At 68.3% G+C, this 11,056-nt stretch carries 9 protein-coding genes; 6 read left to right on the top strand and 3 right to left on the bottom strand.

Annotated features, from left to right (window positions below; all coding sequences use genetic code 11):
* Positions 1-18: 18 nt before the first annotated feature.
* From HYG95_RS15310 to HYG95_RS15325, 4 genes are read left to right on the top strand one after another with little or no spacing between them, the layout of a single operon-like run.
* Complete coding sequence (locus tag HYG95_RS15310; protein WP_370465806.1) at positions 19-1,236, top strand: hypothetical protein; 1,218 nt, start codon at positions 19-21, stop codon at positions 1,234-1,236.
* A 44-nt stretch (positions 1,237-1,280) separates the two neighbouring features.
* Complete coding sequence (locus tag HYG95_RS15315) at positions 1,281-2,492, top strand: HpcH/HpaI aldolase/citrate lyase family protein (RefSeq protein ID WP_181698600.1); 1,212 nt, start codon at positions 1,281-1,283, stop codon at positions 2,490-2,492.
* A complete protein-coding gene (locus tag HYG95_RS15320; protein ID WP_181698601.1) occupies positions 2,489-5,038 on the top strand; it encodes a phosphoribosyltransferase in 2,550 nt (849 codons plus the stop codon). The genes HYG95_RS15315 and HYG95_RS15320 overlap by 4 nt, the downstream gene beginning before the upstream one ends.
* 32 nt (positions 5,039-5,070) lie before the next feature.
* The gene (locus tag HYG95_RS15325) at positions 5,071-5,862 is read left to right on the top strand and encodes an HAD family hydrolase (protein ID WP_220139473.1); all 792 of its coding nucleotides are present in this window, start codon (positions 5,071-5,073) and stop codon (positions 5,860-5,862) included.
* On the opposite strand, the gene HYG95_RS15330 is transcribed toward HYG95_RS15325, so the two are convergent.
* The 3 genes from HYG95_RS15330 to HYG95_RS15340 are packed head-to-tail and all read right to left on the bottom strand — an operon-like array spanning position 5,859 to position 7,954.
* Positions 5,859-6,620 carry an AIM24 family protein gene (locus HYG95_RS15330; protein ID WP_181698602.1) on the bottom strand — a complete coding sequence of 254 codons (762 nt, stop codon included), beginning with the start codon at positions 6,618-6,620 and terminating at the stop codon, positions 5,859-5,861. The two genes, HYG95_RS15325 and HYG95_RS15330, sit on opposite strands and share 4 nt — an antisense overlap.
* A 3-nt stretch (positions 6,621-6,623) precedes the next feature.
* A complete protein-coding gene (locus HYG95_RS15335) occupies positions 6,624-7,319 on the bottom strand; it encodes an AIM24 family protein (RefSeq protein ID WP_181698603.1) in 696 nt (231 codons plus the stop codon).
* A gap of 11 nt (positions 7,320-7,330) precedes the next feature.
* Entirely contained in the window at positions 7,331-7,954 is a 624-nt protein-coding gene (locus tag HYG95_RS15340; RefSeq protein WP_181698604.1) for an AIM24 family protein, read from the bottom strand.
* A gap of 137 nt (positions 7,955-8,091) precedes the next feature.
* On the opposite strand from HYG95_RS15340, the gene HYG95_RS15345 reads away from it, so the two are divergent.
* Positions 8,092-9,432 (top strand): TerD family protein, encoded by a 1,341-nt coding sequence (locus HYG95_RS15345; RefSeq protein WP_181698605.1) that lies wholly within the window; start codon positions 8,092-8,094, stop codon positions 9,430-9,432.
* A gap of 30 nt (positions 9,433-9,462) precedes the next feature.
* Positions 9,463-11,056, top strand: a 1,594-nt coding sequence (locus HYG95_RS24880; protein WP_370465807.1) for a TerD family protein, incomplete at its 3' end; no start/stop codon positions are given.

Raw genomic sequence — 11,056 nt, forward strand, 5'->3', positions numbered from 1 at the left:
CGGAAAGGGGATACGCCGGTGACACCTCGCAGACGCGGATGGTTCAGGTCGGGGCCGGACAATGCCTGGATCAGTGGGGCGCGGGCCGCGACGGCCGCCGCCTTCCTCGATATGGATCGCAGGCAGACGGCAGCGGAGGCGGGTGTGGCGGCGAGCGAGCAGGTGTTCCCCGAGCGTCACATCGGCGCGGTATGGGAACCGGTGCGTGCGCGGTGCTATGCCGCGTCGGGCGCCTATCTGAGTTTCACCGACGAACTCGACAGCGCCGAGGCCGCGGGGACCGCCATCGCCGACGGCCCGGCCAGGGCCGACGCGCTGGTCCGCGAACTCGCCGACGCCGCGCGCGGGGTCGACGAGTTCTATCACGCGCACCGGGCCGGACTCGAGCACGCGGTGAGCGTGCGGGCCTCGGTGCCGCAGTTGCTGGCGCAGGTGCGGGGCGAGGCCGAGCAGGAGCTCGCCGCGGCCGAGTCGTCGGAGTACGCCTCCTACCCCTCGGTGACCGCCGGCGTGCGGAAATTGAGTGAGGCACTGGTCACAGCGGCGGGTGTCGATCCGGGTACTGCTGTGGCGGCCGCGCGGGAGGTCGCGACGGAGGTGCGCCAGGCGTGCGTGGAATTGCGGGAAGCGTTGGTGCAGGCACCATCTCGGGCCAATGCCGCGACCAACGCGATCGCCTCGGTGACCACCCGGCTGGCGGCCGTGCGCAACCGCGCCGACGCGCTCGGCCCCGCGTACTCGGCATTGCTGCGCGAATTCAACGCTGCGAGTTCGGCGGATCTGACCAACAATGAACGCGAAAGCCGGCGCGGTATCGAGGCCGCGGACGCGGCGCTGGTACGCGCGCGTGTCGCGGCTGCCGACCGCGACCCGGAGACCGCCCTTGACCTGACAGCGACCGCGCGCGAACACCTCGCCGAGTCCGAACAGCTCGTCGACGCCGTCACCCGGCGGCTCGAACTGTTGCGCCAGGTGCGTGCGGACCCCGAAGCGCAGCTGCGCACCGTACGATTCCGGCTGCGGGACGCGCAGATGCTCGCCGTCGATCGAGGGCTGGTCGGCGAGTGGGGTTCGGTGCTCGACGCGCAAGCCGAACGCCTCGATCGCATGACGGCCGGACTGACCGGTCGTCATCCAGACTATTGGGCGTATGTTTCTGAACTGCGAACCGTCGCGGAGTTCATCGCCGGAGTGGTCGATCGCATGCGAAAAACCGTAGGAACCGACAGCACTTAGGACCGCACACGACATGACACGGGTCGACGAATGAGGTGGGGGGAATGACCGCAGGCTACGCCATCGCACCGGAGGTGAACCTGCGAAAGCAGGTGCCGCTGCGCCACTTCCACAATTTGCAGGGCCCGCGCAGCCGTGAGTTGTTCCTGGTGGAACCGGAACCGATTCCGGGAACCGCCGACCGCGAACTGCTCGCCACCGCTCTCGGCGCCACCTTGTACGTGCCCGCGACCCGTCCCGATCTGGCCGCGACCATCCTGCGTCGCGCCGCGCGCGGGGTGTGCTCGATGGTGATCGACCTCGAGGACGCCGTGGCCGACCATCAGGTCGACGCCGCGAAGGAACACGCGGTCGCCACCCTCGACCTGCTCGCCGGTGTCGCCGACCCGGTGCCGATGCTGTTCGTCCGGGTGCGGGACGTGCAGACTGTCACCGAATTGGCCGACCGGCTCGGCCCGGGCGCCGACATGCTCACCGGTTTCGTCTTCCCCAAGTTCGACGCCGTCACCGGGCCCGCCTACCTGGCCGCGCTCGACGCGGCCGGTGACCGCCTCGGCCGCCCCGTCTACGGCATGCCGGTGCTGGAATCGGCGAACCTCGTGCATCGCCAGACCCGCGACGAACAGCTCTCGCGCATCGCCGAGCTGCTCGCCGAGCATCGGGACCGGTTGCTCGCGGTGCGCATCGGCGCCACCGACATGTGCTCGACCTTCGGTATCCGCCGCGACCGCGATCTCACCATCTACGACGTGCGGGTGATCGCCGACGTGATCGCCGACATCGTCAACTACCTCGGCCGCGCCGACGGCACCGGGTTCATCATCACCGGCCCGGTGTGGGAGTACTTCGCCGACCACGAACGCATGTTCCGCCCGCTGCTGCGCACCGCCCCGTTCGAGGAATCCGACGCGGTGCCGTTCCGTCAGTACCTGGTGAGCCGCGACCTCGACGGGTTGCTGCGCGAGATCACCCTCGACCGCGCCAACGGCATCCAGGGCAAAACGGTGATCCACCCGTCGCACGTGGCCGCCGTGCACGCGCTGTCGGTGGTGACGCACGAGGAATACGCCGACGCGCTGCACATCATGGAGGCCGATGTCGGCGGGGTGGCGGCCTCCGAGTACCGCAACAAGATGAACGAGATGCGCCCCCATCGCAGTTGGGCCCGCCAGACGCTGGTCCGGGCTCGTGCGTTCGGGGTGGCGAACAAGGGAGTGTCCTTCGTGGATCTGCTGACAGCGATGGTTGCCGAATGACCGCGGTGAGCACGATCGAAACGCCTTGGGCTACCCGGCATCTCGGGATCCGCCTGCACCACGGGGAGGCTTTCTCCGCCGACGTATCGGATGCGCTGCCCCGCGACCTGTCGATCGGTGAATTGGTGCGTCCGGGGCTGCGCCGGAATCCGCGTCGCGCGCATCTGCTGGTCTCGACCGTGCTCGGCAAACACCTGCCGACCGACCCGCACGTGGTGATCGGGGCGGGCAACCGTCTGGCCGACCTGGTCGCCGACAAGCTCGGCGGGCGGGAGGCAGTGGTCCTCGGATTCGCGGAAACGGCAACAGGTCTCGGGCACTGCGTGGCCGCGCGCCTCGACGCGGGGTGCTACCTGCATTCCACCCGTCGACACGAATCGCGTGCCACCACGCTCACCGGTTTCGAGGAGGGGCATTCCCATGCCACCTCGCACCTGCTGCAACCGGCACCGGCCGACATCTTCGCCAACGATCTGCCGCTGGTCCTCGTCGACGACGAGATCTCCACCGGCGATACGGCTATCGATGCCGTGCGGGCCCTGCACGAGTTCGCACCGCGTTCGCACTATGTCCTGGCCTCGCTGGTCGACCTGCGGACCGCCGCCGACCGGGAAAAGTTCGAGAAGTTCGCCGCCGAGCTCGGTGCGCGTATCGATACCGTCTGTCTGGCAACAGGTCTGGTCGATCTGCCCAACGGTCTGGTCGACGCGGTCGCGGCGCTGCCCGAGCCGCGACTCAATCCTGAAGCGGCTGAGCCCGGTTCGTACAGCCGATTCGAACTCACCTGGCCGAACGATGTTCCCGAGGGCGGACGCCATGGTGTCCTGCGCGTCGACGCCCCGGCTTTCGGTGCCGCGCTCGACGATGTCGTCGGCGAGGTACGCGCACGGCTGGACGCCGAGTTCGCCGGACGGCCGGTGATCGTGCTCGGCCACGAGGAACTCATGTACATGCCGGTCCGCCTGGCTGCCGGACTGGCCGACGCGGGCATCCCCGCTCGCTTCCAAACCACCACTCGCTCACCGGCTTACGTCCTCGACGAACCCGGATACCCCCTGCGCAGAGGTTTCCGCTTCACCGCCCCCGAACCCGACCCGATCGCACAGCGCTACCTCTACAACGCGCAGTGGGACGGTGAGAACCCAGTTCTGCTGGTCGTCATCGACCCACCCGCCGACACCGCGGAACTCGTCGCACCGGGTGGATTGGTGGATGTACTCACGACATCCGGCGCGGATGTGCTGGTCGCCGTTGTCCCGGGGGCCGACCCTCGCGTGCTGAACTCCTCGCGCACTGCGCAGGTATCGGACGAGGGTACGCAAGCAGGGGATGGGCTGATCCGGGCCACGAACGGCGCACCGGGCAGTGCCGCCGGCCGGGACGAGCTGGTGGCCCCAGATCACGAGCCCGTGGAGGCGCGGGCGTTCCCGGCGCCACTGCACGGCCCGGATTTCGGCTCCTACGCGCGCGAAGACGTGTCGTGGCTGCTCAAGGATCTCTCCGATGTCGACCTGGAAGCCGATGTGGCCGAACGGGAACGGCGCATCCAGGCGGGCAAGGCTCATTACGCCGAGTCACTGCCGGTGGAGTATCAGCCCGACGCCGCCTACCGCGAACTCTTCGATCGGGTGCTCGCCGACAGCGCCGAGCGGCTCGCCCTTGCCGTGGCGACGGTGGCCGAACTTGTCGTCGCCGAACGTGGCGAGAACATCGTGCTGGTGTCGCTGGCGCGCGCCGGGACACCGATCGGTGTGCTGATGCGGCGCTGGCTCGTGAGCGGGATCGGGCGTCCGGCCCTCGACGCACCGCATTACGCGGTGTCCATCGTCCGCGACCGCGGCATCGACTCGGTCGCCCTGGATTACCTTGCTCACCACCATGATCCGTCCACGATCGTGTTCGTCGACGGCTGGACCGGCAAGGGCGCCATCACCCACGAACTCACAGCCGCCCTGGACGCCTATCACGCGGCGGGCGGCGCCAGGTTCGACGACGAACTCGTCGTGCTGGCCGACCCGGCCAACTGCGTGCGAACCTTCGGTACCCGTGACGATTTCCTCATCGCCTCGGCCTGCCTGAATTCGACTGTCTCCGGCCTCGTTTCACGCACGGTCCTGAACGAGAAGCTGATCGGCCCGCGTGACTTCCACGGCGCCAAGTTCTATCGCGAACTGGCCGCCGACGACGTGTCGAACAAACTGATCGACACCGTCACCGCCGCCTTCGAATCCATTCGCGACAAGGTGCCCGCCGCCGTCGCCGCGATGCGGGATTCCGATCGAACACCCGACTGGTCGGGGTGGGCGTCGGTGGAGAAGGTCCGTGCCGAATACGGCATCAGCACAGTGAATTACGTGAAGCCCGGCGTCGGCGAGACCACCCGGGTGCTGCTGCGTCGCGTACCGTGGCGGGTGCTGGTACGGGAAGCCGACGCACCCGAGCACGCCCACATCCGCCTGCTCGCCGCCGCACGCAATGTCCCGGTGGAGGTGGTGCCGGATCTGGCCTACTCCTGCATGGGCCTGATCAAGGAGCTATCGCAGTGACCGCCCTGTTCGCCACCGACCTGGATCGCACGATGATCTTCTCGCGCAACGCCTTCCACGGCGCCGACAGCGTCGAGAAAGAATGCGTCGAGTACTACGAGGGCGAACCTCTGTCCTATATGACCACCACCGCCATCGCCCGTTTGCGCGAGCTGGCCGCGAACGCGCCGGTGGTCCCGACGACCACCCGCACCATCGAACAGTTCCAGCGCATCGAATTACCCGGTGCGCCGTGGCGTTTCGCCATCACGAGCAACGGCGGCAATATCCTCGTCGACGGGATTCCCGACCCGGCGTGGCGGTTGTCCATCGACGATCAGGTCAACGCCACCGGCGCGACCTTGGCTTCGGTCGGCGCCGAGTTACGTTCGCGGATCAGCGATTCCTGGGTCACCAAGTATCGCGAGGCCGACGAATTGTTCTGCTACCTGGTCGTCCGCCCCGAGGCGGTCCCGGTGGGCTTCCTCGCCGAATGGGACACCTGGTGCCGCGCCAACGGCTGGTCGGCCTCCCAGCAGGGCCGCAAGATCTACACCATGCCCGACGCGGTCTGCAAGAGCCTCGCCGTCGCCGAAGTCCGTCGCCGCCTCACCGAATCCGGCGAATTACCCGACGGCGCGCGACTGTTCGCCGCGGGCGACGGCGCCCTCGACGCGAAAATGCTCGAATCCGCCGACGCCGCCATCCGCCCCCGCCACGGCGAACTCGAAGAACTCGCCTACACCGCCGCCAACCTCACCGTCACCACCACCGCAGGCATCCTGGCGGGCGTGGAAATCCTCGACTGGTTCCACGCCGCCCTGCCCGTCGCGGATCCGGTCTAGTACTGCTGCTGACCGGCGAGTTTCTGCGTGACGACGGCCTGGATGCGTTGCAGGCCGCCCACGCTCACTCCGCTCTGCAGCTGGCCCTCGATGGTGCGGACCAGGGCGTTGTCGCTCATCACCTTCTCCGAGGACTGGATGAGGACGGTGCCCGCGCCGGTGAAGTCGAACTGGCGTTCCTCGCCGGAGGTGGCGCCCATCGCGGCCGCGCCCGCCGACAGGAAACCGGTGATCCAGCCCTGGTCGTAGTGGTGGCTCGGGGACGGGCAGTCGGCCCAGCCGACCAGCGCCTCGGGGTCCACCCGCAGTGGTGGTTCGGCGAACATCACCGGTCCGTTGGACGAGGCGAGGAACTTGCCGGTGCCGATGAGGGTGAGGAAGCCGGGCACGATCGACTGTTTCAGCGCCAGGCCCGGTTCGAACGCGAGCAGGTTGGCGCCGCGGATCGTGAGGTTGCCGTCCTCGAGATCGTAGGAATTGATGTCGTAACCCCGGTCGCCGATGATGAGCTTGCCGTGGCCCTCGGCCACCACGTACTCACCGGCGAACAGCGGCGCCGAGAACTGGCTGCTCACCATTTGGGTGAGATGGCCCTGCAGACCGTGCGTGAGCAGCTGGAAATTGATCTGGCCGTAGTAGGCGATCATGGCGCCCTTGCGCATGAACCACGGCCCGGTCAGATCGATGCAATAGGCGTAGCTGTTGTTCGGAATATTGTCGCTGGCACCGAGATTCGCGGGGGAGAGGATTTCGCTCATGACTCACAACTTCTCTTCGGAGGCCTGCACATACACGACACCCTGACCGTGGCAATGCAATTGCATCGCCTCGCCCGATCCGCGACCCACCGCGTCGCGCCAGCTCATCGCCGCCTTCAATTCGGTCTGCACGTTTCCGTACGCCGCGACGAATGCCTGCGGGTCGACGACCACCGGATTCGGCCCGCCCACTTGCAATTCCAAGAATCCGCCGTGCGCCAGCAGCACCGCCGAACCCTGACCGCTCAGTTGCGTGGTGAACATGCCCTGCCCGGTCGCCACACCCGCGGCGGCCCCGCGCAGCGCACCCATCAGGCCGCCACCGCCACCACCACCGGAACTGGCCACCGACACCACCGAGGCCTGCAACCCGGCGGTGTTCGCCAGCAGCCGCGAGGCCTCCACTCGCAGCACCGCACCGGGCTGCATCTGCACCACGTGCACCTCGAGCCCGGCGAATCCGTAATGGACGGAACCGTTTCCACGAGCCAGCATCGTTCGTTCGTGTTCGCCCGCCATCATGGCCCCCGCCATGCGAATTAGCCCACCGCCGCCCATGCCGCCACCCGCGCCGGGAATCTGGTGCGGGGAGAACTGCACCTGGCCGGTGTAGAACAGCATCGCGCCGGTGCGCCCGACCACCCCGCCCGCCTGGGCGACGTCGACCTTGACGACCTTGCTGTTGACCTTCTCGAACATCGTCGCTTCCCTTACCGTTCCGCGGGCTGGATCAGCACAACGCCCTGGCCTTCCCACCGCAGCGAGAACGCCTCGCCCGCGTCCTGGCCGACCATCGTGCGCCAGGAGACGTCGGTGACGAACGACTGGTTGAGATTGCCGCGCGCCGCGACGAACGCATCGGGGTCGACGATCAGCGGGTACTGCGGCGACACCTCGAGGTGGATCAGCGGCCCACCGGCCGACAGCAGCGCCACCTGGCCCTGACCGCTGACCGTGGTGGTGAAAAGCCCACTCCCCGAGGACATCCCACCGACCCCGGCGAACCGCACATCGGTGCGCAGATTGCCCGCGAAGGCCAGCAACTGCTGCGACTCGACCTGCAACGTGTCGTTGTTCAGGTTCACCACGGTGACGTTCTGGCCGTTGACCGCGAAGAACACCCGGCCGTTGCCGGTGCACTCCATCAGCGACAGCTTCTCGCCGGTGGCGCGGCGCTTGAGACCGTTGAGCACGCCCTCGCCGCCGCCGAAACCCGCCGATTTGAACTGCACATTGCCCTCGTAGGCAACCATCGAGCCCGCGATCGCGCGGATACTGGTCCCCGCGAGATGTGCCTCGATCACTTTCTTCGATTGTTCGAACAACTGCGCCATTCCTGGCCCCTTTGTAAGGCGGGTGCGACGCCCCGTTCCGACAGCGACGTCACCCTAACCGATCGGGAGGCTGAACGCCCGGGCCCGGTTTCTCGTACAGTGACAACAAGACCGCACCGACAAGCGAAGGGTCGAACTTGTCTGCAACACTCGCCAAAGGCCAGAACGGTCCATTGGCCGTCAGTGACGTGGTGATCTCACTCCAGCTCACGGCACCGGCCGATCTGTCCGCGCTGCTCGTCACCGAGCAGGGCAAGGTCCGCACCGACGCCGATTTCGTGTTCTACAACCAGCCGAGCGGTCCGGGTGTGGACCTGCGACCCGGTCCGGCCGGGCAGCCCGCCTCGCTCGCGGTGTCGCTGTCCGCCGTGCCCGCCGAGATCGACCAGATCCGCGCGGTCATCACCCTCGACGACGCGACGAGCAATTTCGGTCGTTTCGCCCCGCCGACCGCGATCGTCTCCGACGCCGCGGGCAATCAGCTGTACTCGTATCTCATCGAGGGCCTCAACGCCGAGTCGATCGTGATCGCGTTGGAGCTGTACCGCCGTCAAGGTGGCTGGAAGGTGCGCGCCGTCGGTCAGGGGTACGCCGGCGGGTTCGCCGCGCTGGTCACCGATCACGGTGTGCAGGTGGATGATTCGCCCGCCCAGCCCGCCGCCGCACCCCAGCAGGCCGCGCCGCCGCCCGCGCCGAGCTATCAGCAGCCCGCGCCCGCCTACGCGCCGCCCGGTGGGGGATACCCGCCGCCCGCGCCGCCGCAGCAGCCCCCCGCGGGCGGTGGCTATCCGCCGCCGCAGCAGGGTGGTTACCCGCCGCCGCCCGGTGGGGGATACCCGCCCGCCGCCTCGCCGGCCGCGCCGCCGCAGCCGACCGGGGAGGTCAGCCTGAGCAAGGACCGGCCGGTCAGCCTGCAGAAGGGGCAGCGGGTCACCCTGCGCAAGGAAGGCGCCGCGCTAACCTTCGTGAAGATGGGTCTCGGCTGGGACCCGGTGCGCACCCGAGGCATGTTCGGCAACCGCACCGTAGACATCGACCTCGACGCCTCGGTGTGCCTGTTCGCCGACCAGAACCTGGTCGACGTGGCCTACTACGGTCAGCTCTCGTCCAAGGACGGATCGGTGCGCCACCAGGGTGACAACCTCACCGGTGAGGGCGAAGGCGACGACGAGATGATCCTCGTCGACCTCACCCGCATCCCCGCCCACATCTCCACGCTGCTGTTCATCGTCACCTCCTACAAGGGGCACACCTTCGAGCAGGTGCAGAACGCCTTCTGCCGCCTGATCGACGGCACGACCAACGGCGAACTCGCCCGCTACACCCTCGCGGGCGGCATGCCGTTCACCGCTATGGCGATGGCGAAGGTGTACCGCTCCGGTGGTGACTGGAAGATGCAGGCGCTCGGCGAGGGTTTCCAGGCCAAGCATCCCGGCGAGGCCGTCCCACAGCTCGGCCGTTTCCTCGGCCGCGACTGACCTTCCGCACCACACAGCAAGGCAGACACCGTGATTCACCTGAAGGCAGGGCAGAACACCGCACTGACCGCCGACTCCGTGCGCTTCACCGCGCAGACCACGGGCACCGTCGAACTCGGCGCGCTCGTGGTCGGCGATGACCTGCGGGTGCGCGACGAACACGATCACGTGTGCGCGTCGCGCCCCTCGGCTCCCGGTGTGCGGTTCGGTGGCGGTTCGGTGGAACTGACCCTGTCCCAGGTGCGTTCGGACGCGCACGCGGTGCTGTTGTTCGTCGCCGCCGGGCACGTGCTCGGGCCGGTGACTGCATCGTTCGCCGAGAACGACGTTCCCGCAGCGGAATTCGTCATCTCGCCGACGTCAGGTGAGAGTTCGCTGATCTGCCTCGAAGTGTATCGGCGGGGTCCGGGCTGGAAGTTGCGTGCGCTCGGCCAGGGTTATGCCGGTGGTGTGGCTCAGTTGTTGAGCACACATGGCGTTCCCGGCCAAAGTGCTTCGGGTGCCGCCGCTTTCGGGCACAACGCGGTAAATGGCGTGCCGTCGGCGCCCGGTGGTTTCGGGTCGGGCGCGCAGGGCGATTCGTTCAGCGGTAGTGCCCACGGTGGCGTACCTGGCGGTGCTGCCTTCGGCGGTGTGCCTGGCGGTGCTGCGCACGGCGGTCACGTTCCGGACGGGACGGTGCCGGTGGCGCCGGTTCATGGAGCAGGCGCGTCGGCGGGACCGGCTTCGGGCCATGCTGCTGCCTCGACCGAATCGCTCGCCCAACCGACGCCTGCCCCCGGCATCCCCCTCGAAGTCGACCACGGCCTACAGCGCATGTGGATGATCTTCGAGGACGCCGCACGCTCCGCCGCAGCACTCATCTCGGCGCGCGACTACGCCGCCAAACGCTTGGATCAGGAACTGTCGGAAGCGGTGTCGAATCCCGCCACCCGCAACACCCCCGCCGCCGAGGCCGCCCGTCAGGCCGCGCAACGCCGCCACGACGAGCTGGTCGGCCGCGCCGATACCGACCACCGCCGCGACAGCGACATGCTCGCCCGCGAGATCGCCGAGGCCGATTCCGTGATGCCCGCGGCCCTGGCCTCCTGGCTCGCGCCCGCCTGGACCACCCGCGCCGCCGCCAGCGACGGCATCCGCCTCGGCGAGCTCTACGCCCCCGACCGAGGCGACCTCCGTGTCCCGTATTGCGTTCCGGTGCCACTGAACCGGCCGCTGTGGGTCGACACGGAGTCCAGCGCCGCCGCCTCCCGCGTGGTCGGCGCCTTGCTGGCCCGCCTCGTCGCCGCCATCCCCGACCGGCCGACCCGCATCGACCTGATCGACCTCACCGGTGGCCTCCGCAGCCTCGCCACACCCCTGTCCCCGCTACTCGCGGGCCCGGTGATCACCGACCACCTCGACATCTCCCCGCGCCTGGCCGAACTGGCCAATGCCGCCGAACTGGCCGAAATCGCCTACCACGCAGGCGAAGTCGCGCCCCCGAAAGAACATCGCATCCTGGTAGCGGCCGACTTCCCCCACGGCTACCAAGCCACCGACGTAGTCCGCCTCGGCCAGCTCATGGTCCGCGGCGACCTCATCGGCCTCTTCCTCGACTGGCGCAGTCGCCCGACCAAACTCT

Source organism: Nocardia sp. GTS18 (assembly GCF_013839555.1).
Lineage (GTDB): Bacteria > Actinomycetota > Actinomycetes > Mycobacteriales > Mycobacteriaceae > Nocardia > Nocardia rosealba.